Source organism: Allocoleopsis franciscana PCC 7113 (assembly GCF_000317515.1).
GTDB lineage: Bacteria > Cyanobacteriota > Cyanobacteriia > Cyanobacteriales > Coleofasciculaceae > Allocoleopsis > Allocoleopsis franciscana.
On record NC_019739.1, the window covers coordinates 62480 to 87820 of the forward strand.

26 protein-coding genes are annotated in these 25341 nt (G+C 45.3%); 21 read left to right on the forward strand and 5 right to left on the reverse strand.

Translation table 11 applies throughout. The features are described from left to right. The first annotated feature begins 118 nt into the window (after nucleotides 1-118). Nucleotides 119-964, forward strand: a complete 846-nt coding sequence (locus MIC7113_RS31025) for a hypothetical protein (RefSeq protein ID WP_015186148.1) — start codon at nucleotides 119-121, stop codon at nucleotides 962-964. 37 nt (nucleotides 965-1001) lie between these two features. Continuing rightward, nucleotides 1002-1733 (forward strand): PD-(D/E)XK nuclease family protein, encoded by a 732-nt coding sequence (locus MIC7113_RS31030; protein ID WP_015186149.1) that lies wholly within the window; start codon nucleotides 1002-1004, stop codon nucleotides 1731-1733. A 168-nt stretch (nucleotides 1734-1901) separates the two neighbouring features. Here MIC7113_RS31030 and MIC7113_RS37405 read toward each other — a convergent pair whose 3' ends face one another. After that, the gene (locus MIC7113_RS37405) at nucleotides 1902-2111 is read right to left on the reverse strand and encodes a hypothetical protein (RefSeq protein WP_041781482.1); all 210 of its coding nucleotides are present in this window, start codon (nucleotides 2109-2111) and stop codon (nucleotides 1902-1904) included. A 124-nt stretch (nucleotides 2112-2235) separates the two neighbouring features. Between MIC7113_RS37405 and holA the strand changes: the two genes are divergently transcribed. The 5 genes from holA to MIC7113_RS31060 all read left to right on the forward strand — a co-directional run bounded on the left by holA (nucleotide 2236) and on the right by MIC7113_RS31060 (nucleotide 6819). Further along, nucleotides 2236-3219, forward strand: coding sequence for a DNA polymerase III subunit delta (gene holA / locus MIC7113_RS31040; RefSeq protein ID WP_015186151.1), 984 nt, complete (start codon nucleotides 2236-2238; stop codon nucleotides 3217-3219). 85 nt (nucleotides 3220-3304) lie between these two features. After that, on the forward strand, nucleotides 3305-4918 hold the full coding sequence (locus MIC7113_RS31045; protein WP_015186152.1) for a DEAD/DEAH box helicase: 1614 nt from the start codon (nucleotides 3305-3307) through the stop codon (nucleotides 4916-4918). 62 nt (nucleotides 4919-4980) lie between these two features. Further along, a complete protein-coding gene (locus MIC7113_RS31050) occupies nucleotides 4981-5343 on the forward strand; it encodes a single-stranded DNA-binding protein (RefSeq protein ID WP_015186153.1) in 363 nt (120 codons plus the stop codon). Between the two features lie 49 nt (nucleotides 5344-5392). Then, nucleotides 5393-6457, forward strand: a complete 1065-nt coding sequence (locus MIC7113_RS31055; RefSeq protein WP_315889699.1) for a DNA polymerase III subunit delta' — start codon at nucleotides 5393-5395, stop codon at nucleotides 6455-6457. Nucleotides 6458-6468: 11 nt separating this feature from the next. Then, the gene (locus tag MIC7113_RS31060) at nucleotides 6469-6819 is read left to right on the forward strand and encodes a hypothetical protein (protein WP_041781484.1); all 351 of its coding nucleotides are present in this window, start codon (nucleotides 6469-6471) and stop codon (nucleotides 6817-6819) included. Between the two features lie 4 nt (nucleotides 6820-6823). Here MIC7113_RS31060 and MIC7113_RS31065 read toward each other — a convergent pair whose 3' ends face one another. Further along, complete coding sequence (locus MIC7113_RS31065) at nucleotides 6824-7444, reverse strand: Uma2 family endonuclease (RefSeq protein WP_015186156.1); 621 nt, start codon at nucleotides 7442-7444, stop codon at nucleotides 6824-6826. A 203-nt stretch (nucleotides 7445-7647) separates the two neighbouring features. Between MIC7113_RS31065 and rimK the strand changes: the two genes are divergently transcribed. Continuing rightward, nucleotides 7648-8529 carry a 30S ribosomal protein S6--L-glutamate ligase gene (gene rimK / locus MIC7113_RS31070; RefSeq protein ID WP_015186157.1) on the forward strand — a complete coding sequence of 294 codons (882 nt, stop codon included), beginning with the start codon at nucleotides 7648-7650 and terminating at the stop codon, nucleotides 8527-8529. A 15-nt stretch (nucleotides 8530-8544) separates the two neighbouring features. Here rimK and MIC7113_RS31075 read toward each other — a convergent pair whose 3' ends face one another. Then, complete coding sequence (locus tag MIC7113_RS31075) at nucleotides 8545-9408, reverse strand: hypothetical protein (RefSeq protein WP_015186158.1); 864 nt, start codon at nucleotides 9406-9408, stop codon at nucleotides 8545-8547. Between the two features lie 85 nt (nucleotides 9409-9493). Between MIC7113_RS31075 and MIC7113_RS31080 the strand changes: the two genes are divergently transcribed. The 3 genes from MIC7113_RS31080 to MIC7113_RS31090 all read left to right on the forward strand — a co-directional run bounded on the left by MIC7113_RS31080 (nucleotide 9494) and on the right by MIC7113_RS31090 (nucleotide 13097). Then, a complete protein-coding gene (locus MIC7113_RS31080; RefSeq protein WP_015186159.1) occupies nucleotides 9494-10192 on the forward strand; it encodes a hypothetical protein in 699 nt (232 codons plus the stop codon). A gap of 238 nt (nucleotides 10193-10430) precedes the next feature. Beyond that, nucleotides 10431-11516 (forward strand): caspase family protein, encoded by a 1086-nt coding sequence (locus MIC7113_RS31085; RefSeq protein ID WP_015186160.1) that lies wholly within the window; start codon nucleotides 10431-10433, stop codon nucleotides 11514-11516. 99 nt (nucleotides 11517-11615) lie between these two features. Continuing rightward, a complete protein-coding gene (locus MIC7113_RS31090) occupies nucleotides 11616-13097 on the forward strand; it encodes a hypothetical protein (RefSeq protein ID WP_015186161.1) in 1482 nt (493 codons plus the stop codon). Nucleotides 13098-13451: 354 nt separating this feature from the next. Here the strand turns inward: MIC7113_RS31090 and MIC7113_RS31095 are convergent, their stop codons facing one another. Then, a complete protein-coding gene (locus MIC7113_RS31095) occupies nucleotides 13452-13982 on the reverse strand; it encodes a hypothetical protein (RefSeq protein ID WP_015186162.1) in 531 nt (176 codons plus the stop codon). An 87-nt stretch (nucleotides 13983-14069) separates the two neighbouring features. Then, complete coding sequence (locus tag MIC7113_RS31100; RefSeq protein WP_172642299.1) at nucleotides 14070-14933, reverse strand: hypothetical protein; 864 nt, start codon at nucleotides 14931-14933, stop codon at nucleotides 14070-14072. 606 nt (nucleotides 14934-15539) lie between these two features. Between MIC7113_RS31100 and MIC7113_RS31105 the strand changes: the two genes are divergently transcribed. The 10 genes from MIC7113_RS31105 (at nucleotide 15540) to MIC7113_RS31150 (ending at nucleotide 25315) form a co-directional block, all read left to right on the forward strand. Continuing rightward, on the forward strand, nucleotides 15540-15845 hold the full coding sequence (locus tag MIC7113_RS31105; protein WP_015186164.1) for a hypothetical protein: 306 nt from the start codon (nucleotides 15540-15542) through the stop codon (nucleotides 15843-15845). A 105-nt stretch (nucleotides 15846-15950) separates the two neighbouring features. Continuing rightward, nucleotides 15951-16382 (forward strand): hypothetical protein, encoded by a 432-nt coding sequence (locus MIC7113_RS34050; RefSeq protein ID WP_015186165.1) that lies wholly within the window; start codon nucleotides 15951-15953, stop codon nucleotides 16380-16382. A gap of 108 nt (nucleotides 16383-16490) precedes the next feature. Continuing rightward, entirely contained in the window at nucleotides 16491-17141 is a 651-nt protein-coding gene (locus tag MIC7113_RS31115; protein ID WP_015186166.1) for a siphovirus Gp157 family protein, read from the forward strand. Between the two features lie 94 nt (nucleotides 17142-17235). Continuing rightward, complete coding sequence (locus MIC7113_RS31120; RefSeq protein WP_015186167.1) at nucleotides 17236-17982, forward strand: hypothetical protein; 747 nt, start codon at nucleotides 17236-17238, stop codon at nucleotides 17980-17982. Then, nucleotides 17979-18332 (forward strand): DUF3768 domain-containing protein, encoded by a 354-nt coding sequence (locus MIC7113_RS31125; protein ID WP_015186168.1) that lies wholly within the window; start codon nucleotides 17979-17981, stop codon nucleotides 18330-18332. The genes MIC7113_RS31120 and MIC7113_RS31125 overlap by 4 nt, the downstream gene beginning before the upstream one ends. Nucleotides 18333-18958: 626 nt before the next feature. Next, nucleotides 18959-19885, forward strand: coding sequence for a hypothetical protein (locus tag MIC7113_RS31135; protein WP_015186170.1), 927 nt, complete (start codon nucleotides 18959-18961; stop codon nucleotides 19883-19885). Nucleotides 19886-20147: 262 nt separating this feature from the next. Continuing rightward, a complete protein-coding gene (locus MIC7113_RS31140) occupies nucleotides 20148-22982 on the forward strand; it encodes a DEAD/DEAH box helicase (protein WP_015186171.1) in 2835 nt (944 codons plus the stop codon). A 22-nt stretch (nucleotides 22983-23004) separates the two neighbouring features. Next, entirely contained in the window at nucleotides 23005-23193 is a 189-nt protein-coding gene (locus MIC7113_RS38400) for a hypothetical protein (RefSeq protein ID WP_226883729.1), read from the forward strand. A 132-nt stretch (nucleotides 23194-23325) separates the two neighbouring features. Next, nucleotides 23326-24309, forward strand: coding sequence for a hypothetical protein (locus MIC7113_RS31145; RefSeq protein WP_015186172.1), 984 nt, complete (start codon nucleotides 23326-23328; stop codon nucleotides 24307-24309). Beyond that, the gene (locus MIC7113_RS31150) at nucleotides 24239-25315 is read left to right on the forward strand and encodes a glycosyltransferase family 2 protein (protein ID WP_155898296.1); all 1077 of its coding nucleotides are present in this window, start codon (nucleotides 24239-24241) and stop codon (nucleotides 25313-25315) included. Before MIC7113_RS31145 ends, MIC7113_RS31150 begins: the two co-directional genes overlap by 71 nt. Nucleotides 25316-25341 lie beyond the last annotated feature (26 nt).

Genomic DNA, 25341 nt, shown 5'->3' on the forward strand with positions numbered 1-25341 from the left:
ACAGCCCCCAGTTAGGCATGGTTTTCAGCGATTTGCTCTGGTAGTGAAATGAAAAACCCATCCTAAAACTTAGCTTTTTGGGCGCATTCACAAGTTATTTCACATCTAGAGTGCGCCCATGTCTGTCTTCCCTCTCGATACGCTTCCCCTTCCCGTAGTTCAAGTCATTCAGGACTATTTGGCTATCGGTTACAAGCTAACAAGCTGTCTCGGACCAAAACCACCTAAGCCAGAATATCAGCCCTGTGAGGGAATGCTGTATATTGCTTCTCTAGAGCGAGATATGGAACCCCCTGATGAAGCTCAATGGGCAGCCCCTCACGACCAATGGCAACCTGTGGATATAGATAAACTCAAAGCCTGTCGGGAGTTTTTGGCATGGATAGCCACCACACATTCAGATGCTGATAGCGAGCAGGTCATACAGTTAGTTGAGCGAGAGGGCGCAGCTATGTGGGCGCGATTTCGCCAACGTCCGGTCAATCACGGACTCCTTCGCCTCACAATTGATGAGTCGGGAAGCGTGCGAGAACGCTACGTCAGTTCCACTTGCTATAGCACTCGATTTCCAACTCCATCATCACTTCCTCGTGTAGAAATTCCCAAATTAGAAGCGAGACAAACACCTCCAGGACAACCAACGGTCACAGACTTGTTAGAGCTTCATGATGTGATTCGCGTCTGTGACTGGCCAAAAGGATTCTACGGCCTGGTTGTGGAGATTACAGAATACAAACGCAAAGACCTTGAGTTTTTCGACATTGGTTACGTCAGTACGGGAGCCGATTTTATTCCTAACAGCCGACCGAATCGACGGGGTGAGTATCGCAACAAACAACTACTTCGTAAAATTGTTGCGGTGGATGGGCAGCTAAGGTTCGTCTATCCTCCTGCTTTTGCCAAAGAATCAACCATTGAGATTGTGGCTAGACGTGTGAGAAATCGTCAACTTAAACTGTTTTAGCTTTCGCTTGGGGTGAAGTAAAAATCAACCCCCAATAATGCTAAATCTTTCTCAACAATCCCTCTCCCTCCTCGAAACTAACCCAACTCTATTCCAGCGCCTGCACATCGAACAAAAAGAATCACCCTCAAATCCAGAAACTCGACACTCTCAAGAAGTTGGGAACCACTTTCATCTCTTAATGAAGCAACTATTAATGGGCTTACCTGTAGAGCCTTTGCTTAATGCCTATCCGCAAATGCAACGCTGGATTAGTGGCTTACAGCTAGCAGCACCGGAAATATTCTCTGACGAACCTGACACTTTTAAAGAGTGTGACCATCAATGCACTCTGATGTGTGAAGGACATTTGTTAAGTGTAGTCTATAATCTGCTACTTGCTGATGATAATCAAGCTCAGATTATCGAGTGGACAACTGCAACTCTACCTAATAGCTCTCTGCAATTAGAAAATGATTGGAAAACACGCCTTTACCTTTACGTGTTGGCAGAAAACAGCGATTACCTACCCGAAGAAATTTCGTTTACTTATTGGTTTGTACAGTTCGATAGAGAGCCAGTTAGTTTTAGGTTTGAATATGATGAGTCTTTGCATCGAATGACACGCTCGTGTCTCACCGCCCTGCTTAACAAGTTGAACGAATGGCTAAAGGCTTACCAGCAAGAAGGGAAGCCTTTTCCACTTCCGAAAATAATCAAACCCTACAACCAACCTCCAAAAAGAGAAGAACTGCTCAATTTAGATGATATTGAGGAAGTACGATTGTGAGGTAGAGCGAGGGGTTTTCACCATAGCTTTGTCAGGAAGATAGTTAATGAATCCTAACCCAGACTTTAATTCCAATAATATTTCTAAATGTAGTGAGAAACTTGAGTTAATTTTAGAAGCCTACGGCAGTGATGTATTCTTTGAAGCTATCACTGAGCTGTTGAACTTTCACCCGCTCACTGCACCCCCAACTTCTAGCTCAAAATCTTGGATAATTCTCCTGCTGCCTTCATATTGCAATCCCGATTCTCTTAGCGACACGCACAATTTAACTTTGACAAGTGTTTCAAATCTCGAATAATCAGCGATAAACTCTTGCCAGCTAGCCTTGATCCAGGTATCAAACGCTAAGTTTTGTATTGAATTTACTGCGAACATCGCTCAACTTAGTAATCGCTTTGGAAATAGCCGTTTCTTGAACCATAGAGGATACAATTGCTAACAAAACTAACAGAAAATTGCCGCCGTTGTTTGGGTGAAAACATTTCCCATCACAACCCTCATGCCGATATTTATCTATTGCGGCGATGATAACTATGCCATTCATCGTAGCGCTCTTACCTTGCGTTCCCGCACCGTAGAGCCAGAATGGTTAGCCTTCAATTACTCTGTGTATTCTCACGACAACCTCAATGCTGCCCTTGAAGCACTGGAAGCCGCATTAAGCCCTCCCTTGGGCGGCTCATTGAGAATGGTATGGCTAGCCAATACAACCCTCCTCTCACAATACCCTCCTCCCCTGTTAGAAAAGCTTCAACAGACAATAGAGAAACTACCCAGCACAACAGTGCTACTGCTGACTTGCGCCAAAGTTGACCGACGACTCAAGTCCAGCCAACTCCTACTAGCTCACGCTCGGATACAAGAATTCTCCCTCATCCCCAGTTGGCGCACAGAAGATTTATGGCAGCGGGTATTAGATGTAGCCGCTCAAGTGGGGGTGCAGCTCACGCCTTCTGCTGTCTCTGTCCTCACAGAAGCCGTCAGCAATGACACAAGAGCGTTGTACGCCGAACTGGAAAAACTCAAGACTTATGCAGCACAAAGCGAGCAGCCTTTGGGAGAGAAGGTTGTCAGAGAGTTGGTAACTAGCAACACTACCACCAGTTTGCAACTAGCCGATGCGATTCGCACTGGCAAGACTTCACAAGCTCTCACTCTGCTCAACGATTTATTCAATCGTAATGAGCCAGCTTTGAAGATTGTCGCCACCCTAGTAACGCAGTTCCGGACTTGGTTGTGGGTGAAGCTAATGGTAGTGGAGGGGGAAAGGGATATAAACGCTATTGCTACAGCAGCTAGTGTAGGCAATCCTAAACGAGTTTACATCCTGCAAAAAGAAGTCAGACCTCTATCGCTGAAAAATCTCCAACACACCTTGCCTTTTCTACTAGAGTTAGAAGCCGCATTAAAGCAGGGTAATCCCGAACTAATGACCTTACAGACCCGGATTATTGTACTCTCCCAACTGTACGCGAAGGGTTGAGAGGAAGAGAGGATTTCAAGTTAATTAAATTTGATTAAAAAGCTGCCAACGTGCGAGGGGTGAAGTCATTCTCACCCCTTGATTAATGAACAGCTTTCTGACTAACAGCACTAATCCTTTTACTACAAAAAACTCTAAATTCTATCAACTAAGAGATTATCAACAATCTCTCGTTCAAGACATCTTTACTGCCTGGGATTCAGGATATCAAAGTGTTCTCGCCATCCTCCCAACGGCAGGCGGGAAAACAATCTGCTTTGTTGAAGTTGCCTCCACCTTCCTCGCCAAAAACCAACCCGTCTTAGTCATCGCTCATTTAGAAGAACTAATTACCCAAGCTGCCGATAAGTTAGCGATGCTAGGAGTAAGAGTTGGTATCATCAAAGCGGGTTATGAAGCTGACCCAGACGCCCTGATTCAAGTGGCTTCTATTCAAACTCTGGTACGTCGAGAACTGCCTTCCTCAGCACTGGTAATTTTTGATGAGGCGCACCACTGTGCTAGCAGAACCTATAGTGAGATTATGCTGCACTACAGGGAGACAGGAGCGAAGATTCTCGGTGTCACTGCCACTCCCAACCGACCGGATGGGCGAGGGTTGCGATCGCTAGACAAAGGTGTTCCTGGATTCGATAGTTTAGTTAGCGGTCCCTCCTCTGGGCAACTCATCGAGAAGGGGTATTTGTGTCGTTTCTCAATCTACGCCGCCTCCCAACTCCTTGATGCCCAGCAAGCAGGTATCGAAACGACAGATGGAGACTACGATACCGAACAATTAACTGAATACGTCAAAAAGACCTTGGTATTGGGCGATGTCGTTGCCACCTGGAAGAAACACGCCTTTGGGTTGCGTACTGTAGTTTTTGCCGTCTCCGTACCTCACGCTAAGGAATTAGCGATCGCTTTTTGTGACGCCGGAATTGCAGCAGAAGAAGTCAACGGCAAGACACCGCCAGAAACTAGACGTACCATCCTCTCCCGATTCGCCAGAGGAGAAACGTTGGTACTGTGCCAGCATTCGCTGCTAATCGAGGGGGTGGATGTCCCAGGCATTCAATGCGTCCAATTCTGTCGCCCTACTCAGAGTCTCATTGTTTGGTTGCAGGCGATCGGACGAGCGCTGCGTCCTGCCCCTGGCAAAGAATTAGCGCTCGTGCTCGACCACACGCACAATCACACTACATTGCCTTGGCCCGATTCGGAAATTGCCTGGAGTTTAGAACCAGCTCAAATCAAGCCTGACAAAAATACGCATACTTGCAGTGAATGCAACCATGTCTTTCGCCCTACCAGCTCTGAATGGAACAGTGGTAGCGCTCATTGCCCAGCCTGTGGTGCAACACTCAGCTTACCAGAACGGCAATTCAATCAACAGCCAGAGACAGTTGAACAAGAAGCTGACGCAGAAGAGAAGGTTGAAACTAAGCGTCAAAATCTCATTGAAGTTTTGCCCGCTAACTTTACTCAAGTCTCTCCCCTACCTGACTCCAAGAAAATGAAGCAGGTGTATCGACTGCTAAAAATTCAGCAAGAGTGCGGGTACAAAAAAGGTTGGCTGCTTTATCGGTTGCAAGAAATGGAAAACGAGCTGCAACTGGGACTAACTGAATGGCAAGAAGTGGGAAAACTCCTCGATTACAATCCCAAGTGGGCTTTAATGCGTTGGAAAGAATTCGCTTTGCGGCAAGGAAATAACTGATTAGTTAATTGTGAAAAGACGGCTCCTGCATGGGGTGAAAACTGAAAATAAAACTAGCAAAAATGACCAGTTCTTTCACCCTAATTTCGGGGCTAATCGGTGGCGAACCCGAATTTGCTGACTACAACAACAATCGCAAAGCTACACTTTCAATTTACACAAATCGTCCCTACAAAAATGCTCAAGGTGAATACGACACAGACATTCATAACGTGCAAGCTTGGGGTCGCACAGCCGCTTATCTTGCCGAATTGCAATCAATCCACGGCAGTTTGAAGGGAATGGTGGCGATGGTTTCCGGTCACATGGAATCTTACAAAAACGGGGAAGGGCAGAAGTTCTGGACGCTCAAAGCCGAACGGATTGTCATCTCTCCAAGACCGAGCAAAACCAATGGTAACGGAGACGATGGGTTGCCCTTTTAAATCAACCTGATTGAGGTTGGGGGTGGAACTTTCTGGAATGGGGGGATGGATGAATTTGGCTCTACGCTCTCCCTATCTTCCCACCTCCCTATCTCAGCTAATACGCACACCGTTAACCTTCAGTATTGCCCTGAAAATTATGCCCTTATTAACAAGTCCTCCTCAACCCTACCCTTTAATTGGACAAGAGCTGGCGTTAGAACTGTTAACAAGAGCGATCGCTCTCGAACGCCTCCCAAGCGCCTATCTATTCGCGGGACCAGAAGGGGTAGGACGCAGCAGTGCCGCTCGCTATTTCACCTCCTTACTGTTTGGCGCTAACGTCTCTGACTCCAAAAGTTCTCTCATCACTCATCGCTTGGCAACAGGCAATCACCCCGATTTGCTTGTGATTCAACCCACTTACATTCATGAGGGAGAACTCCTGACAAAAAACCAAGCGATCGAGCGAGGACTGGAGCGAAAAACTGCGCCCTTAATTCGGATTGAGCAAGTTCGAGCCATTACTGAATTTCTCTCCCGCCCTCCTCTAGAAGCAACGAAGCAGGTAGTAATTGTAGAACAGGCAGAGACAATGAATGAGGCGGCGGCTAATGCACTGCTCAAGACGTTGGAAGAGCCAGGGGAACATGGAATTTTCATCTTGATTGCTCAGGGGATTGAATCCCTGTTGCCGACAATTGTCTCTCGCTGTTCGCTTATCCCCTTCTATCGCCTCAGTCCTTCAGACCTGAAGAAAGTGCTGTTGGCATTGGGACATGAAGAGATTCTGCCTCACTCCGAATTGTTGATGATGGCTCAAGGCAGTCCGGGGAAAGCGATCGCCTTTTTTGAGCAACTAAGGAGTATTCCCGATGCACTATTACAAGCCTTAACTAGACTGCCTCTCTCTCTGCGTTCGGCTCTCGAATTAGCAAGAGTTATTGACTCCACCCTATCCGTTGACACTCAACTTTGGTTATGTGGATATTTGCAACATTATTACTGGCAAAAAACGCACAATTCCCATCTCCTTCAACAGTTTGACCAAACTCACCACTATTTAACTTCTCACTGTCAATCGAGACTGGTTTGGGAAGTCACGCTCTCAAGAGCTGGGGTGGAAAATTGGTAACTGCATACTTGATGAATACTCCTCCAATTACTCAACCCAACCCAAAATCAATTGAGCGTGCTATTAAGCTGCTACGTGTAGAACACACACGTATCCATCAGGTAATCGAAAACTTAGATAGAGGTTCTCCCCTCCATGCCAAAAAACTGATGGCTCAAATCATTGGCAAGTTAGCGATGGCGATGCCTATAAGCACTCCCCCCTCTCCTCAAGCCGTTTCAACATCTATTCAAACTCTGCAACGAACAGTTTCAGCACTCGAAGTCGTCATTCAGGACTTAGAGAAAGGTTATAACGAACGCACCAAAACATCAATCGCTCAAATTGTTGGCTGGCTGGGACAGGTCTTAATTATCCTCTAAACACCTAACTACTCGCCATATGTGCGGCGGCAAAGATTTGTTTTGCTGTTAGTCGTAACTCGGAAAAGATTGAGGAAACGAGCAGCTCATCATTCCGAAATAATCGCTTTTGATATTCGTCTTCAATCAAGGTACAAATTGTGATTGTCGGTTGTTTGGGTTTGCCAATATACTCTCTTCCACCAACACCCAGATAGTCTACAATCCAATACTCAGGAACACCTAAAATTGCATAATCCTCAACCTTACGAGCATAATCGTTCTGCCAGTTTGAACTGACAACTTCAACCACCAGCTTGATTGAGGCTCCTAATGTAATTACAGGTTCTTGTTGCCATAAGGGTTCATTGACCAGTCGAGGTTGGTCTAACACGATCGCATCAGGACGAAAAGCTGTCTCTGTTCCTAGTAGTTTAATAAGGCATCGATGGGGAATAAAGTAAGCCGTTTCCTGACGGTCAATCTCCACATTGAGTTTTCGTCCAATAAAGGCAACTACTTGCTCGTGGGGTCCAGTTGGTTCCATATCGATTAATTCCCCATCGATGAGCTCATAGCGCTCGTCATCGCCGTAGCGGTTAATGAATTCATCGACAGTCAGAAGTTGAGGTGCTAATTGAACCATCGCGAGCGTTCCTCATGATTTTCTGTGTAGGTGATAACTTGACTCTTCAGCCCCTCGGGAGTCCTCGTTCAGTTCCTCGATCGTATCTCGATTCGGCATAAGTTGTAAAACTTATTTGTTGGCAAAGCTTTGGGGTGAAGAAAAACTTGCACGACATCAAAAATGAACGCAACCTGTCTATTTTTTCTCCTTGGGGTACGCCAATGAAAATTGCTATTTTGTCAAGAAAAGCTTCTCTTTACTCTACCCGTCGCTTAGTTGAAGCTGGAGAACAACGCGGACATACGGTGCGAGTCGTAGATTACCTGCGTTGCTGCATGAGTATCGCCTCCCACAGTCCCAGCGTCATGTACTCTGGAGAGCCACTGGAGCGTTTTGATGCCGTCATCCCTCGCATCGGTGCTTCTCACACGGACTACGGTACGGCTGTCGTCAGGCAGTTCGAGATGATGGATGTCTGCGTGGTGAACAGTAGCATCGCCATCTCGAAAAGCCGGGATAAGCTCAGATGTTTGCAGATTCTTGCCCACAAGGGTATCGGACTGCCAGTGACCAGTTTTGCTCATTCGCCCAAAGATATTGATAATCTCATCAAGATGGTTGGTGGTGCACCTTTGGTCATTAAGTTGCTGGAAGGCACTCAAGGCATCGGTGTCATGCTTGCCGAGTCTCATCAAAGCGCTAAGTCGGCGATTGAAGCATTTAAGGGAGCCAAGGTGCCAATTCTTGTTCAGGAATACATCACAGAAGCTAAAGGCATGGATATTCGCTGTCTAGTTGTCGGCAATAAGGTTGTGGCAGCGATGAAGCGCCAGGGCGCACCGGGGGAATTTAGAAGCAATTTGCATCGTGGGGGTCAGCCTGCTGCTATCAAGCTTACGCCAGAAGAGCGATCGACGGCGATACGCGCAGCTAAGGCAATGGGACTATCCGTTGCTGGTGTGGATTTGCTACGTTCTCATCATGGAGCTTGTGTGATGGAAGTGAACTCTTCTCCTGGGTTGGAGGGAATTGAGTCTGCAACTGGGGTGGATGTTGCAGGCAAGGTTATTGAGTTCATCGAAAAGTCTCTTCTGGATATGTAAGGGCAACTGGTAAATTTAATCCCACCAGTACCGCACAACAGGCAGCGTGTCTCCCAATCCACCCACCAGTCGCTCAGCTTCCTCTCCGGTATAAACTTGCACGTCATCTGCTTTCCATTCTTTGCCAAAATCAACTAACCGGAAAACGTGTTCGTCTTCTGTAGCTAGGATATAGAGCGTATCGCAGTGATGACGGTATCCTAGAGAGGGCAAAAATCTCAGATATCCTTTCCGCCAGAGGTCAGGATACTCTTGGCTTGTCATTACCTCAATATCAGGCAACATCGCAAAGCCACGCCACAGTTCTTGGTTAGCGTAGAGATCGCTGACAACTTGGTAGGGGTCGAACTGATTGAACGCACTGTTTAGCATCAAGGCGACCCATAGCTCTTGAGGGGTGCAGTCTCCAACAGGCATATCGGCAGGAAGGGGCGAGCGGTGATAGCTGTAGTCATTTGCCCGAAAGCCCGGAATGGAGTGATGAATTTTGCTGGCTTCAGCCCTCAGTTGTTTAATCTTGCGTTGTTTGAGCAGGTAGTCTTCCTTCAAAGTGCGGGTACGCTTACTGCGGCTGATCGAGGACAGTGCTTGCAGGCTGGGATGTAAGGGATAGTCTGGTAGGGGACTCTCATCAAATGACATCCAAACGCGCATATTTGCAGGATTTCCACTGACAAATTCAGCCAGCTTCTGAGCAGCATCCGGGTTCAGATATTCTGGGAAGGCAATCCAGAGGTCGCACAGATGAACTTGGCTTAGGTTTTGTGCTGCCTCAATTAAGGCTTCCACCGTCTTTAGATCTGGCTCTTTAACAGCATTGAGATTTAGTTCGTACCTATAGCCTGTGTTGTTGACACAAGCATTTCGAGAGATTTCCATAGCTGCCTCCCGCTCTTCTAATAGTACTTTTGTACTATAATAAATAAAGCTTGACTCTGGGTGAAGTCATTGCACATCACAGCTCATGACCCAGAAAAAGCTGCCACCTCAATCCTCAACTCTTTTCGATTTAAAAGATAGCGTCCTCGCACCTCAACCTAACTCTATCTCCCCTGGCTCAATTGCAGCACTTAAAGGCTTGCTCGGGCTGGGGACGGACAAGGAGTTTGTCGCTTTGCTCTTGGAATTGGCAGAGTTTCGTCTACCTCACGTCCGGTATCTGGCTGGTCCCATCGTTGTCAGTGGCGGGGGTTGGCAAGACACTATCCCCTCTTGGCTGCTTGAGGCAATTCCTGTGGCACGTTTTGAGGCGATCGCTGCCGAAGCGGAAGCTGGCGAAGTTGGAGAGTTGGCGACGGCTGAGGAAATGTTGGCTTGCCTCTATCCCGCAACAATGATAGCGCCCATGAGTCACCGATGGTACCAAGTTTATATGTACGTGGGCAATGAGGTGCTAACTAAACACAAAAAACTGCCGCCAGAACAAAGCTTTTGGGAATTAATGAATATCGCTCATCCAATTACTTACGAGCAGGTAAAGTATGACTATAACGAACTGGCGCTAGACATCAGGAAGCGGGTGATTAAGCAGGCAGCAGCACGAGGAGTTGGTAAGCGCCCCCGCTCACAACAAAGCCAAGCCGACTCGACTGAAGCCCCACAAGCTGCAAAGTCTACACAGCCATTGAAACATCAACTTTCCTTGTTTGAATTGGAAGGATAAAAGGAGTTAATTAAGTCTAAAAATAGCAAATTATAGCGCTTTTGCAATTAATGTAATTAACTGCTCTCTATGAGTACATTAAATCAGCCCCAACGCTATGAGAGCGCTCAAGGCTGATTGGAAAAAAGCCTTCACGAGTGTCTCTACTGCTGACAAGTCTGCACTACACTCAGTAAGCCAACGGTGTTGTCAAGTCTACCAGGTTATATTCAGAAAACAACCTTAAAAGGAAGTGATCATGGACTATAGACTCGGTTTACAAAGACTCAAAGAGCTGTTGCCTCCAGAAGCAATAGAGGAATTTGATCTCTATGAGGGTAGGCTTCTGGAAAACTTAAAGGAAGCGGAGCGTTATGGCATGTCACCTAGCACACAAGCCGACCGAAACAAGATTATGTCTTCCCTTAATCAACTGGCTCGGACTTATGGGGAGTACTTAGACAACAGAAGCTTCAACGATCTGTGCCATTGGGCGCGCCGCTCAGAGAGTCCCACTTCACTCACTCAAGTCCGGGGGCAGGAGTCAAAGCCTAGTTCATCCCTGCCTCCTCCTGGACCCATCCGTAAGCGCTGGGCGCTCTTGGTAGGCATTGATAAATATCGAGAACAAGAATTTAAACCTCTCAAACATTGTGTCAGTGACGTACAAGCATTAGAGCCAACACTGACAAAATTAGGATACGAGGTTGTCTGTATGCACAGTAAGCTACGGACGACAGACTCGTTATTCCCACTTAGTACTAACATTGTGACGCAACTATCTCGACTTAGCCAAGCCACAGAATTAGACGACCTTTTGTGGGTGCATTTCTCCTGTCATGGCAAACGGGTACAGGAAAAACCAGTTCTGATTGCCTATGACACTCATCCAGACTTATACGAGAGGACTGCATTGCCAGTATCAGACATCAGGAAGGTGTGCAATAAAGTACGGCGGCTGGTGTTGACCCTGGATGCCTGTCATGTAGGCAGTGAAGTGGGTCGCAACCTGCCTGATCCTGAGTTCGTTCACAATGTTCACGAGTTAGCCGAGGGATTCGTGCTGATTGCTGCCAGTACTGCACGACAGGTCGCTCAAGAGTGGAAGGAATTGGGACATGGGGTGTTTACTCACTTCCTGCTAGAGGGACTGGAGGGTAAAGCAGACCGCCACGGCAATAAATATGTCACAGCGAAAGATCTGGAAAATTATGTGCTGGCTTCCCTGCGCGACTGGAGCATCCGCAACAAAAAGCCTCTTCAAGAATCAACTGCCAACACTGAAGGGTTGGGAGATATGATCCTGGCAGAGTACACCAAATTGTCAAATCAAATTGTTGACTGATTGTTTCATTTTGTATCAACTCTCTTCAGCAACGAGGCAGCAACGTTTTATAAGTAATTAGCTGTGTTGCTGGGTAGAACATAAAGAGTAAGAACATTAATGAAGGATTTGAAACTTGGTTATATTGTGCTATTTGCAGCGACATGGGGACTCTTGTTAACCGCTCCCATTAACGCTCAAGCTAAAGTAACGAGCGAGCCAACTCAACTTACTGTGACACGCGCAAGCGACACAACTAGAACATTGACGATATTCCTGCGTACTACTGACCCAATTACAAGTTTACAAGTCACTCCACTTGACCTCTACCGCACTGATGGTGTAGAGATTGTTCCTGCTACAGCAATTAAACCTGTCCAGCCAACAGTTCCAATCAAAGCCAATAGCTTGCTCACGATTCCAATTAAATTTGATCTAAGCTCTATACCCAGTGGGGAGTTTAACGGCAAATTGCTAGTTAGGTATCAGGATGACGAGTTGATTATACCGATAAGCTTAAGGATGAAGGATTCTTGGCAAAGACCATTAGCTGTGCTGGTGCTTGGAATCTTATTAGGTATGCTCCTCTCGTCCTATCGTAGCCAGGGTAGACCTAGAGATGAGGTTTTGGTGCGTGTGAGTCAACTTCGCACTCAAATACGAACTGATGAAGTTCTTAAGGAGCAGCCGAAGCAGCCATTCCGCAAAAGGATAGAAGAAGGATTGGTGGATGTGGAGGCAGCTCTTCAAGCTGAACAGTGGGACAAAGCACGGCAAGCTGTAGAACAGCAAGAGAATGTTTGGCTCAAATGGCGCAAGTATCGTTCTGAATGGCTTGAGCTACTAAGCCGTGGTGTTGATGAACTTCAGCACTCACTAGAAAGTATGCCTAAGTCATCAAATTACACTCAAACCGTTAGCCTTAACCTTGAAAGAGCTGTGAAAGATTCTCCTAGTCAGGACAATCCTGCTTTATTTCGTGACGAACTGGAAAGCCTAAGAAAACAGATCAATCACTATCTTGAACTCCAACACGATATAGGAGAACTCAAGGATCTGTGCAATCAGCTACCTGATGAGCCGGAAGAGCTGTCAGATAACCAGAAGAACCACGAGAGTAACATTGAGACTTGTCAACGTGAAGCGCAAAGATTGGAGCGAGAGATGAATGCTCTCTATCCCACTGATGAAAATGCCTATAAAGACTTAGAAGACAGAGTGAAGGTAGCTATTGATAAGCACAGAGAATTAGTCAAACCGGAGATTGCTACCAGAGAAGGAAGTACCCCGATTTCACAAGCACCTCCCACACCGCCAGTTGGCAACATGTCTGAGGAGGAACTTTTCAAAAAGAAGTTTTCCAAAAACTTATATCCAGGCGAACGCACTCGTTTGCGGTTGTTTAATTGGGCTAGTTATTTAGTTGCAGTTGTATTTCTGGCTGGAGCAGGTTTTAATCAACTCTATGTCTCCCAACCCACTTTTGGTGCAAACCCATGGAGCGACTACTTTACTCTGCTGGCTTGGGGCTTTGGCGCTGAAGCTACTCGTGAGTCTGTCACCAAAGTAGTACGTGACTGGGGATTGCCTGGTTTAAAATAAAGCGAATGATATTTATGCACTTAATAGTAATAAATTTTAATATTATAGTCAGTCTAAATAAGTCGTGAAATAGCATTGTCATATTCCCTAATGCTTAAAATTAGCTCAAAGACTTTTCATTGCTGGCTTGGAGATTGATGATGCCTGGCTTCTTGCCTTCAACCAAGTTTCACAAATCATTTAGACTCACTATAGCCCTCTTGTGTCAAACTGGGGTGAAACCTTGATTTTTCGTGGTCTGTAACAACATAAATTCGTCTAATTTTCCCAAAGTGACACAAGAGGGATAGATTTAAGGATGTTTATTTTTGAGATTCAGTAATTATAAACTTTAATTTTCTACGCTTTAATTCTCTAGAATTCTAAGGTTTCACTGACCTTTTCTACTACATTTCTTAGGTTTTCCGACAAGTCCATAATCTTACTTGCAACCTCAAGCCGATCTTCCTCATAGGTAAGCTCTTCCTTTCGTGGAATACGTTTATTTCTACTATTCTGAATATCATTCCGCCACCGATAGTAAGTGCCAAGTTTATTTCTTAGATTAATTGTTAAATGTTGCCTTCTAGTATTAGGTATTTCCTCTAATAGCTTAGACCAGTATGGTTGCTCAAGGTCACGTTTTTCCAACCATTTTTCTAATTTAATAAACAGTTCAAGTAACTCATCGATAGCCTCAGAGACTTCTTTAACCGTTTGAAGATTTGGTCGTGTTACAGAGTTGCCTATTACGCCTGTCGGCTTAGCCCAGCTTTCTAGTTTATCTGCGATTGCTTCCAACGATTGTAGTATACTCCTTAACTGATTTTCGGCTGCCCTTCCGCTAACTTGAATTACTTTACGTAGTTTTACAGCAAGGTCTGGGAAAGGGGCATTCTCGGCCATCTATGGCCTCATCAATTACTTAGATAGATATAAAAGAAGTATTAATCTTGAGAAACAGAAATAATTCTTAGCCTATAGCGAGTCCACTCAAATACCACACAATTCGTTAAAGGATTTTCCTAACTCCTCCAAGGCTACCCTATTCAGTCCTCTAAGAATCTCATAACGGTTAGCCCGAAGTCCTTCATAATCCCCATTTTTTTCTTTTTCATCAATATTTTCGAGCAGTCGCGCTTCATAGGTCAGCACATCAACAAGACGAGAATGATCATTTCCTAACTCATCTATCAGTTTTTTCACTCCTGCTTTATAGAGGGAAAAAATATCTACCTTAGCTAAGCTGGGAGATTCTTTTAGTAAGCTTGAATTTTCCTGTATATCAGGTTGGTAACTTCTTATGTCTATCAGGTTGTTTTCAGTCTGTTTTTCTAGCGCATCTGATGAGTTGAGCAATTGCTTCAGATGATTATTAAGATATTCACACTTGTGTTTGGCAGTCTCTTGGCATTTTTGAATATTAATAATATGTCGCCGGAACTCAGCTTCTTTTACATTAGGTAATAGATTTACAAAATGAGTGGTAACTCGAAAACATTCATCAAAACTTGCGTATGCATTATCAGCTAAAGTTCGTGCTTGATCTAGCCATTTAGTTTGATCAGTTGAGCATTTCATGTTTCTAAGTTCATTTTGTACCTCTTCAAGCAGCTTCGGTTCTTTATTTTTTCCAGCTAGAAGAACTGAGTTTATATAGCGTTTGCCATCTACTATTGCCGCTACTTGTGACAAATCCTCAAGTGCTTGCTGCACCTTGATTTGTAGTTGACGAATATCTTCGTTCATAAGTGGCAACTCTACCGCCCAGGCTGGCGGAAAGGTAAGAGGTGGTAGTGAAATAACTTTATTGTCCTGCATAACCGAAAAAGGCTTTAATATAAGGATGTAACTCATTGAAAAGCCAGTTAAATTTTGGTAAAGCTAAATAGCAGAGTTGAGTCTTTTTGTAATACAAATATTCTACTTTAGAGGTCAACTGTTATTCGCTTTAACTGAAACTAGCCTCCCTATAAGAGAATATTTTTTACCATAACTTAACATATATAGCCTGATAGCTTGTGAGTCATAACTTAGGTGCTTGGTTACAAAGGCTTTACTTACGCCAAATCAATATGTTTAAATTATTGAGTAATTCCTATTTCGGCAAGCTGTAACCTAACTTCAGTAGAGCATTGCAGAACTTAATTTCGGATACTGTTGGTACGGCAAACCTTGTGAGCGTGTTAGCTGTTGCAGAACTGCGTCCTGCCTAGCTATCCGGTAGAGAACGGTTCGAGAATTTCTACCGCTTTATATTGGGCAAGGGAGTATTTACTCTTGAGAACTTGACCGGGAATGGCGATCTCTTCTTGTAAGGTAGGAGCGCCCCAGATTTGTGTTCAAAAGAGCCAGTTTTTCAAAAAAAATCAAAACCTACAATTATATTTCTGTCAATAGGCAAGTCATAATTCGTTAAAAATTTACTTTCAGTGAGGGGTGAAAACGCAACAAATCCACCCCATGACATCTTTTCCTACTTCCACCTCCACCACCCTTAGTGACCTCAAGCATCGCATTCAAGCGCTGGAACAGCAAGTCAGCCAACTGCTTCAACTCACTCAAACTCTGGCTGAAAGAATAAGCCAGCTAGACTGCCAAGTTTCTCCTAATCAAAACCTAAATCATCACTTGGAAGGCTTTGTGCCGCAGTCGGAACTTGAGCCGAATAAGCCTGATGCTCTGGACTTGGCAGAGTCAGAAAACCTAGAAATTGCCTACCAACGTGCCGAAGACCTCAAATACTACTACCACGAAAACCCTTGGTAAGCCTTTTTCAGCTACCTCATTTCGAGAGATTATTTAATCCCCAAGTTCATAGCGCTTCTGCTTGGGGTGAAAGCTCAACTCTCCAACAGAAAAGACATCTGAATTATGGCTAAAACAAGAACCAATTCCCTTGAAGACAAAATCCGCATTGCTCGTGACAAGCTCGTCAGAGCTGCACGCGCCGCTTTGATGGAAGCGACACCGATTCAAGCACTCGAAGCTTGGCTCTTGGTGAAAGGACAAGAACTCGAGCGCAACATCCCCTCTCTGACTCCTGAGCAAAAGCAGTCTTTACTGCAAAACCTGGCGCGAGAGTTAGGTGCAGACATCATCAAGACTGAAGGTTCGGAACTAAACCATGAGCAAGCGTTGAGCGAGTCCGATTTTGTCCCCCCGAATTCCCAAACGCCCGCAGCCACTCCAGAGCCTTCAAAGCAACCAGAAAACTTGCCAGATGAAGCACCCAGTGTTGAAGAACTGCCTGAAAACGCTCTTGTTGTTGGGCGTCGTGTAAGAACTGCTGTCTCGCCAAAATAGCACAGCGACTCCATCACACCCTTCTCACCGACTCCACAGCCCTGACACCCTGCTCTGTAGGGCTGTAGGAATTCGTTATCAACTGACACTCACTCGCATTCCTTCACCATGACTACGACAAAAAATAGCAACACACACTCACCCTTAGCTGACATCAATCAGATGAGTTTAGCCCTCCTCTCTACCACCGCCGCCGAACTTTGGGAGCAACTGAATGCCGTTGAAATAGAAGAAGAAACTGACTCCCAAAATCCAGTAGCTGCACAAGCACTGGAAGAACAAGTTAGTCAAATTATTAACCGTCTATTCGAGTTGCAAGGAGCAATTGAAGATAAAGTCGATGCAATAGCTTATGTGGCAGAGCTGTACAAAACTGACATTGCAACCGACGAGTTTCGTCTGAAGCAGCTATGCGCTTTGCACGAGCGCATTATCGAGATTAAGAAAAACAAGTTTGAGGCGTTCAAACGCCATCTAGTTTTTCTACATCAAACCAAGATTCTCAATGCTAAACTTCTAGGCAAGCACCGAAAGATTGAGTTCCGCAATAACCCTCCTAAAGTTACAATTCTCAAGAACCCGAACTCTGATGATTTTCCCGCCGAGTATTTAGCGGTCAAGTTCAGCGCCAATACCCAAGCCATTCTTGAAGATTGGAAAGCGGGAGAAGATGTGTCAGATGTAGCACAGATTACCGTTGGCACTCATGTTCGCTTCAGTGCTACTACTGGCTCCACTTCAAGGGCAAAACGTTCTTAATTCCTGATTTCTACTTTCCCAGCTCAATACTCATGACAAATGATGCCCAGCCCTCTTTGGGGGTTGGGTGCAATTTTAAGTTTAAGGAGCCACCATGACTCACGAATTACTGACAACAGAACTCAAGGGAATAGGCAGCAAAATTACTGAATTGCTGCGACATATTCAAGCGATGAAGCAGCACACTCTGCCCATCCCCAATAATTACAAACACAGAGAAGACTGCCAGGGCATTCACTGGGAAGTCAAGTGCATCGGCTGTGCCAAGGGCTGGGTAGCTGAAACTAAACGGGAGAAGGAAGAACTAACCCAAGCTGTTGAGCAATTTGTAGGGCAAATAGCTCACTTGGATGAGCAGTACCAGACGCTCAGTATCCTCTCGCAAGAGCTCACTTCAGCCTCTCTTGCTGTTGTCTCTTTACTGCCTGCTGTGGAAGCCGAATCTCTGCAAAAAGCGATCTGCGCTTTGCAGCAGCGCTTCGCTATCGCTCCTCTCGAACAGTTATTGCGTGTAAGTGAATCTTCTCCAACGGAATCTGATGCAGAACCTAACTCGGAGTCAAATCTTGAGAACAATACCATCGCGACTACCACAGAACCTACCCCATCATCTGAATCAGCTTCAATCGCTGTCGTTGAACTGACTGAAGAAACCCAGGCAGAGGAGGCAGAGGTGATAACGGCTAACGGTTCTCCTGATGCTCCAGAAAATACACCAGAGAACAACGGCAACGACTCCGTTATCGAAGCCGTGATTCCCCAATCCACCTCCAATGGCTCGAAACCAACTCCTGATAAGAAGGACACCAAAGGTAAAAAATCATCCCCACAAAAAGCATGACTACTACCAATAACCAAACCGAAAAAATCCGCGCTCTTAACGACCAATTTCGCTCCGACTTTGACCCAAACTTGGGGAGGGTAATTCTGACGACTGGAGTGCAAACTCTCTCTAGCGCTCAACTTCAGCAACTTCTAAAAGCTGTCAAAGAGTTCAGCGATTTCAACTCAGAGAATAATCCATATCTTGAAAACGATATGGGGAGGATTGAGCTATTTGACTCTGCATTTTTCTGGAAAATCGACTATTTAGAGCGTCAGCGCTGGCAACAAAATATTGGTTCTGATGACCCAGCTGATGTTCAAAAAACTCTAAGAGTCATGACGATTATGTTCACTTCTGAATATTGAGCCTAGAACCTTTACTTCCTCACAGTAATCAGTGGCTTAGTCAATGAATTGAGCCACTTTTCCTTTTTGATAGGTGGCGAAGTTAATAAATTTAATGCTTTGCTTCTGGGTGAATCAACAGGCTAATCAACTCATCTATGCAAATTCAACATCGAACCACTATCACTCTTAACCCAAACAGTAGTCTGTACATTTGGGAAAACGAAACGCACACCTGCCTTCACCTCAGTGGAGGGATAAACAATCACCACCTCAATATTGAATTCACTCCAGCTCAAATCCCCCAACTTGAAGAACTACTCACTAAACTCAGGCAGCTTCAAGTTCGTCATTGCAGCTCTCAAATCTCACAACTTCAAGAAACTCTCCAGAGCTTGGAACCCTCAATTCCTAACAACTCACAAAACAACGGTCATGAGGTTAACACTAGCGAGTCAGAATCTCATCAACTCGAAAAAGCTATTTCTTCCTAGCCTACGTCAAATCTGACTTCAGGCTTGGGTGAAATAAAACGTCACGCATCCCAACCAATACTCTTGCTAATTGGTATAAAAAAGCAATAAAACTTTAATTTTATTGCCAAGAAAGCAAGGGTGAAATCAATTCACATTCAAACACACTTGATTATGCCACAAACCATTGAATTTACGGTGGCTACTTTTCCCTCAGTTATCCTGCGAGAAGACTTAACAGAAACGTGGAACGACATCGGAATTAATTTGTTGCCACCTGGGGAAGCCGAACCCTTGCTGATGTTTTTAGACCAACTTGGTGCAACCTCTAAACCCGACTTTAACCCCAACAGAATCCTCTTAGTCAAGGCAGCTAATGGTGTTAGCCAAACGGTGTACGGACCCGCTATTTTTCAGGATGGAGAGAACATTATTCTCAAAGTCGGTGATAACATTTTGCCCATGCAACAAAAGGGGGCATTGTTCACAATTGGCAAGCTTAAAGGCAAAGTCTCTGTGACTGAAGAAAAGGATAAAGACGGCAAACCTTATCCCAAAGCCACTTGTTCCTTAGTCTCGCCAGAGCGGAACGTCTTCAAAGTTGGCGTTCAGCTTGCCACTAAGGAACTCGGACTGACGACGGCGGATGTGGAAGCGGTTCTGATTAACGAAGAACCCATCCGCCCCCTGCTGTCCTATCCTCCCACTGTCGCTCTCAAAATGCAGGAGTTGGGAGTAGGGGAGTATCAGGTTGCGGGTATCTCCGAATCAGAGGGAGATTATGGCATCAGCTACAAGTTACATCTATCTGATGGTCGTGCCGTTTGGGGACGGGGGAATGTGAACATTCTGCTGGAATCCGGGTGGCGTCCTAACTGGGAAAAACCTCTGACACTGATTGTCAGCCGCATCGAGAAGCTGGGAGAAGACAAATTCAGTGTGGACTGTGCTCTGCGAGAACGCCTGCCACTTCTACCACCAGGGGCGAACGGTCACACCAATTCTAAAGCCGCATCGCCGAATACTGTTGAGGTGGAAGCACAAGTTGTGACGGAAACAGAGGAATCAGAGGAGGAAGCCTTAGAAAACTTGCACTACTAGCAGTCTGTCGGAGAAAGAATTATTGCTGATGAAAGGGACAAGAGAGACAAGGAAGACAAGGGAGACAAGGGGGATTATTGTGTCTAGATGCTGGTAGAACGGCTCCAAGAGTTTCTCTGACAGGTTGCTAGAACTGTCACTACTCCCTAACTCCTCACTGTATAAGCCTGGGCGCTAGCTTGGGCTTTTTTTTGCTCTCATCTCAGTTGAGTAGAAAGACAAAATCGCTATTCGCGTTGGGTGGCAAGCTAGGAAACTACTAATGACACAATCCGACAACATACCTAACAATACATCCAGCCACCAGCCTGACTACACCGCACTGCTGCAAGCAACTTTAGGAGAAATCCCAACGCTTCCTGAATGGTTAGCCGTTGGGCAATCGGTGTACTCTTTGGAGCGCGGTTTTGGGGAAGTCGTTGGCTGTTTGGGAAGGCGACTGATTATCCAGTTTGAGAAGTCCTCACAACCCATTTTCCTCCCAAATTGGCCGCTAGCCGTAGAGCAAAAGCACTTAATTAAAGCCTCCGATGCTCCGGCACCTGAACCAATTCCAGAGATTGAGCAGATGGGCGTGCCAACCTTTCGGAAGTTTGCCACTGAGGTAGCAGATAGCTTAGTCGCTGTTGATGTGATGCCCCCAGCTAAAGGAGAACTACACCCTCTGCCAACAGACCTGCCAGATGCTTTGTTGAATGCCTTACAACACTCCGGCATCCAGCAGATTTATTCCCATCAACTTGAGGCATTGATGGCACTGCGCTCTGGCAAAGACATCTGTCTGGTTACTGCCACGAGTTCGGGGAAGACGCTTTCGTTTAGTATCCCAATTCTGGAATCCTGTCTCAACAACCCAAACATCTGTGTCTTAATGTTATACCCCCTCAAGGCTTTGGCTGTTGACCAGATGGAAAAGTTGGCAACTCTTAACGCCGCTCTACCTCCTGAGAAGCGGCTGAAGATTGGACTGATTACTGGAGACACCCCGATTAGTGAACGGAAGCAGCTATTTAGTGACACCCCTCCACAAATCTTGGGGCTTAGTCCCGACCTGTTGCACTATCAGCTTTACAGCGTGCGGATGGCTGATGGAGAGCCGTTCCGGGAGTTTTTGCGACGCCTGCGTTATGTTGTCGTGGATGAGTCCCATACCTACCTGGGTGCTTTTGGTGCTGGAGTAACCAATCTCTTCCGGCGCTTGCGAGTGGCTGTAGACCGCGTATCTGGGGATAGTTCTCTGTTGCAGTGGGTGTTTGCTAGTGCCACGATTGGGAATCCAAACGAGATGGCATTGCGCTTGAGCGGACGAGAAGCGACGCCAGAGCGCTTGGTGCTGATTGATAAGAGCGGGGCGGCGAGTGCGGGACGAACGTTACTGCATCTCAAGCCTAGTAATAGCGCTAACCCTGATGCGGCTAAAATTATCCTTTCGTTACTGGATAAGGACTTATCGGGCATCTGCTTCTGTAACAGCCGTAGTGCTGTCAAAAGCTTGCTCTCACTGATTAAACAGGAAGCGATTCGGCAAGGCTGCGGGTATCTGTCTGATTCTGTGGCTGTGTTTTATGGAAGCTTGAAAAGCGATCGCCGTCAAGATATCATTCGTCAACTACAACGGGGTCAAGTTCGCTTCATCCTGTCAACCTCGGCGTTGGAGGCAGGGCTGGATTTGCCGGAACTCGACTGCTGCCTTATCCGGGGATGGCCGGGAAGCCTCATGAGCTTTCGCCAACGCATTGGTCGAGCAGGGCGGCGCAGTCCGGGGTTAGCGATTTTTCTGCCCGTTGCTCAAAGCCCCCTTGACAACTATTACAGCAACAATCCCCAAATTTTGCTGCATGGAGAGGCAGAAACCGTTTCCATGAACCCCGATTATCCGGTGCTGCTAGGCAAGCATCTGATGGCGTGCTGTGTTGAGAGCGGTGTGCCGTTGCACCGACTGAGTGAGTATTTTGGAGAGCGTGCGGGAGTTATTGCTGATGCGCTGATTGAGCAAGGGCAGCTTTGTGTGAGTCGTCACGGGCAGTTGTGGGGAAGGGGATATCCTCACAAACAGATTAGTTTACGTGGTAGCCGCACCCAAACCATCCAATTGATTGATAGCAGCACGGGAGAGGAGTTTGAAGAAATGAGTTTGGACATGGCACAGCGAGAGGTGTATGCAGGTGCCATTTACACGGCGCAGTCAGTGGATGGTGAGATTTGTAAGTTCCAGTCGAAAAACCTGGACGTTGAAGGGTTACGAGCAAGTCTAATCCCTATTGACCCGGAGAGCAATGCGTTTACTATTGCACAGACTGATTTAGATATTCAGTTGCTCGACCTGTTAGCAGAACCCAAAACTCTCAACCTCTCAATTGCTCAGGGGCAATTATCCCTGACTTTAGGTTGGGGAAAGATTACTTCCTCGGTGACGGGCTATAAACTCTGCGTTAAGCAGTACGCACCGACTTGTGTGAATCGCTCTTGTCGCCAGTACCATCAACCGCTTTCTGGTAAATCTTGTAGTGTCTGTGGACAGCGGCTCAAGTCAATGGAGTTAGTTACGGTGATTGATGAGGTTGAATTTGAAGAGCCATTGCAGATTCAGTATCAAGCCCCAATTGTTAAGGTAGAAGCGAATTCGGCAGCCGTCGTTGCCATGATTGAAAGAGTTCGACAGCTTAAAGAGCAGGTGCGTTCTGCTGCTGATGTCATTCCTCCCCTGTATGCATCCCTGTGGGAAAGTTCGCCAGAGTTTATTGCTCTGCACAGTATGGGGCATCAGATTATTTTTACTGTGCCTTTGGTTGTTCTTAGCTCTAGCTCTGATTTGAACTACGTTGTAGTTAAAGAGCAGGGAGATGAAACTGTTGGTTACTTTTATGATGCTTGTGAGGGGGGAAATGGTGCGAGTGAAGCGATTTTCCATCAATTTAGCAAGTTTTCTCAGAAGGCTTACACTTTAGCGATCGCGTGTGATTGTGAGGCGGGTTGTCCTAAGTGTTTGCATCAACATGGTTGTCCACAGACTAACACGGGACTGAATAAGCAGATTGGGTTGTTTTTGTTAGAGGCGATTAACCGGGGCAGTCAGGATACTGTAGAAGACAGCTAACAGTCCTTCTAACATTTTTGCTGTGATAGAAAGGCTCATACAGCGCCTGTATGTCTTCTTTGTAGGACTGGTTCAGATGTTGGAGTATGGCTTTCGTGCTGGATGTGACGCTGCCCAAGCTCGACGGTATAAGCTTTTGTCAACGGTTGCGCTCGCGCAACTCTACCCTTCCTGGGATGGAGGAAACAGTCAAGTCCCACAAATGTACTAAATTCCTGAAAAAGCTTTTCCTTTAATGGTTTAAGCGATTACTATAGCCCACTAAGGGGTGAAAGACATCACTTTTAGCAACTCTTAGTCGAGTATCATATGTCTTCATTCAACTAGCTCAATAGACTGGAGTATGGATTTACCGCCATTATTTACGTCCAATCTGGAGCTATGGCGTACCAAAGCTAGAAAGCAATGGCTCCAGAATGCAATGCCTGCTGCTCAGCTACATCCCAAAATTCCAGCTCAGTTACCCGATTATTTTCTGGATCGTTACGCCTATAGATTGTTCAGATCATTTTCCGCCAATAGAGCATCTTCTTACGAAGTTCGGATTCCAGACTTCGATCTTATCGCCGAGAGCCAATCATGGAGTTCACGTCTCGAAAAGGTATTGTCAGGTGTTCCAGCACTGAATATACCACCTCCCTCTCTTAAAGATAGAATTCCTGAACTGCCATTGATTGATGAACTTTTAGCCAAATGGCGTCAGTACCTAGAAGAATTTGGAGTTGATGTTCCTCCGATGTACTATCGGAATCCAGCAGGAACATATTGGATTGATTTTTTTCAACGCTCGGCTCACTTTCCCAAATTGCCAGCAATTCGCAGTCCATCTTTTTATGAAAGATTAAGTCCAAGGCAACAGGAATTTGTTTTAAATAAGCATGGACGTGAAGGAATAATTGCATTATACGTTTTCTTGCAGCAAACTCACGAGGAAACTCATTTGCTACAAAAAGGAGAACCTATGCTATGTGAAGTTATACTCGCATGGCTATGGTGTAACTTTTTAGGAGAAAACAATTTATGGTACTGGCAGAAAAACGATGATAACGGCATTAGCTTTAATTTAGAAAAACCTTGGGCATCAAGGATTTTCCTAAGTAGAGCAGATGTTAGATGCTTGTTTAAAGATACGTTTTTGGGAACCAAAGCTGTATTTGGTAATAGACAGATATACGATGATTTATGCTTGATTGCTTGGCTATTTGATTCAAAGGTAGTTTGCTATGCAGACTACTTGGAAATTGTAACAAGTTACTTTGAAAATCGCGATAATGGAGTGTGGCTGTCACGCCAATGTAGCAGGCTATCCGAGTTTTTTGCAAAATAAAATAATGAATAAAATATATACCGAACAAGCGAAAATTAGCCTGATTATACCAACTAGAAAACGAGTAGAGATGTTACAAAATTTATTGGATAGTTTGAGAGAACATAAATGGTTGATGAGAGATGATGTTGAAGTCTTAGTCGTTGATAATGCGTCAGATAAATCAACGGCTAGAGACTTATGCTCTTGCTATAACTCGGTCAAATATCTATATGTTGCGGAGCCAGGTCAAAGAAATGCACTAAACTACGGAATCAGAAAAGCCTCTGGTGAATTATTGGCTTTCGTTGATGATGATGTTGTTGTCATCAGTGAAGATTGGTTGTATCGAATGGCTAAACATTTTTCAGAACATTCTAATCTCGGTTATGTTTCTGGAAACGTTAAAGCCTTAGAAACGGCAAGCCGCGCTCAGGAAATTTGGGAAAAGGGAGGGGGATTAAGTAAAGGACAGACTTCTGTTTACTGGTCAAACAAGGAAGTTGTGAATAATTACAGGTGGAGACCTTTACCGCTGGCTAGGATATGTGTTGGGGCTAACTCGATGATACCTAGATCGGTTTTTCGTAAAGTTGGTTTGTTTATCCCTCTTTTCGATCCAGGTGCGCCAATTCCTCATGGCGGCTCTTTGGAGATGGGATATCGAATTATCAAAGCTGGTTATGACCTTTTTTATGATTCTGAAGCTATAGTGTTACATCATCATCCGACAACTGAAAGTGAGCTGCAAAAGAAATTATTTATATATGGTGTTGGAGATACAGCAATTCAAGCCTACTTTTTCTGGCGATATAGAGACTATAGAGGTATCTGGTGGGCTTTAGGTGGATATCAATTTTATAGAATTTACAGTTACGTTATGGGGCAATATAACTTCCCTTTTTTATACGTGTTTTGGCAAATGATCGGTGGTTGTTACGGGACATTTTTGCTGTTTTTCAGGCTGGCTTATAAAGACTCTGCTAAATTTTTTAAAATTCCTTTGCTTAGTGAAATTCAAGATTAACTGTTGGAGTTGTTATAAATTTGCGG

What these genes read in the sequence shown, in the direction of transcription:
- MIC7113_RS31025 (WP_015186148.1), top strand. Translation starts at nt 119, where the DNA reads ATGTCTGTCTTCCCTCTCGATACGCTTCCCCTTCCCGTAGTTCAAGTC.
- MIC7113_RS31030 (WP_015186149.1), top strand. Translation starts at nt 1,002, where the DNA reads ATGCTAAATCTTTCTCAACAATCCCTCTCCCTCCTCGAAACTAACCCA.
- MIC7113_RS37405 (WP_041781482.1), bottom strand. Translation starts at nt 2,111, where the DNA reads ATGTTCGCAGTAAATTCAATACAAAACTTAGCGTTTGATACCTGGATC.
- holA (WP_015186151.1), top strand. Translation starts at nt 2,236, where the DNA reads ATGCCGATATTTATCTATTGCGGCGATGATAACTATGCCATTCATCGT.
- MIC7113_RS31045 (WP_015186152.1), top strand. Translation starts at nt 3,305, where the DNA reads ATGAACAGCTTTCTGACTAACAGCACTAATCCTTTTACTACAAAAAAC.
- MIC7113_RS31050 (WP_015186153.1), top strand. Translation starts at nt 4,981, where the DNA reads ATGACCAGTTCTTTCACCCTAATTTCGGGGCTAATCGGTGGCGAACCC.
- MIC7113_RS31055 (WP_315889699.1), top strand. Translation starts at nt 5,393, where the DNA reads ATGAATTTGGCTCTACGCTCTCCCTATCTTCCCACCTCCCTATCTCAG.
- MIC7113_RS31060 (WP_041781484.1), top strand. Translation starts at nt 6,469, where the DNA reads ATGAATACTCCTCCAATTACTCAACCCAACCCAAAATCAATTGAGCGT.
- MIC7113_RS31065 (WP_015186156.1), bottom strand. Translation starts at nt 7,444, where the DNA reads ATGGTTCAATTAGCACCTCAACTTCTGACTGTCGATGAATTCATTAAC.
- rimK (WP_015186157.1), top strand. Translation starts at nt 7,648, where the DNA reads ATGAAAATTGCTATTTTGTCAAGAAAAGCTTCTCTTTACTCTACCCGT.
- MIC7113_RS31075 (WP_015186158.1), bottom strand. Translation starts at nt 9,408, where the DNA reads ATGGAAATCTCTCGAAATGCTTGTGTCAACAACACAGGCTATAGGTAC.
- MIC7113_RS31080 (WP_015186159.1), top strand. Translation starts at nt 9,494, where the DNA reads ATGACCCAGAAAAAGCTGCCACCTCAATCCTCAACTCTTTTCGATTTA.
- MIC7113_RS31085 (WP_015186160.1), top strand. Translation starts at nt 10,431, where the DNA reads ATGGACTATAGACTCGGTTTACAAAGACTCAAAGAGCTGTTGCCTCCA.
- MIC7113_RS31090 (WP_015186161.1), top strand. Translation starts at nt 11,616, where the DNA reads ATGAAGGATTTGAAACTTGGTTATATTGTGCTATTTGCAGCGACATGG.
- MIC7113_RS31095 (WP_015186162.1), bottom strand. Translation starts at nt 13,982, where the DNA reads ATGGCCGAGAATGCCCCTTTCCCAGACCTTGCTGTAAAACTACGTAAA.
- MIC7113_RS31100 (WP_172642299.1), bottom strand. Translation starts at nt 14,933, where the DNA reads ATGAGTTACATCCTTATATTAAAGCCTTTTTCGGTTATGCAGGACAAT.
- MIC7113_RS31105 (WP_015186164.1), top strand. Translation starts at nt 15,540, where the DNA reads ATGACATCTTTTCCTACTTCCACCTCCACCACCCTTAGTGACCTCAAG.
- MIC7113_RS34050 (WP_015186165.1), top strand. Translation starts at nt 15,951, where the DNA reads ATGGCTAAAACAAGAACCAATTCCCTTGAAGACAAAATCCGCATTGCT.
- MIC7113_RS31115 (WP_015186166.1), top strand. Translation starts at nt 16,491, where the DNA reads ATGACTACGACAAAAAATAGCAACACACACTCACCCTTAGCTGACATC.
- MIC7113_RS31120 (WP_015186167.1), top strand. Translation starts at nt 17,236, where the DNA reads ATGACTCACGAATTACTGACAACAGAACTCAAGGGAATAGGCAGCAAA.
- MIC7113_RS31125 (WP_015186168.1), top strand. Translation starts at nt 17,979, where the DNA reads ATGACTACTACCAATAACCAAACCGAAAAAATCCGCGCTCTTAACGAC.
- MIC7113_RS31135 (WP_015186170.1), top strand. Translation starts at nt 18,959, where the DNA reads ATGCCACAAACCATTGAATTTACGGTGGCTACTTTTCCCTCAGTTATC.
- MIC7113_RS31140 (WP_015186171.1), top strand. Translation starts at nt 20,148, where the DNA reads ATGACACAATCCGACAACATACCTAACAATACATCCAGCCACCAGCCT.
- MIC7113_RS31145 (WP_015186172.1), top strand. Translation starts at nt 23,326, where the DNA reads ATGGATTTACCGCCATTATTTACGTCCAATCTGGAGCTATGGCGTACC.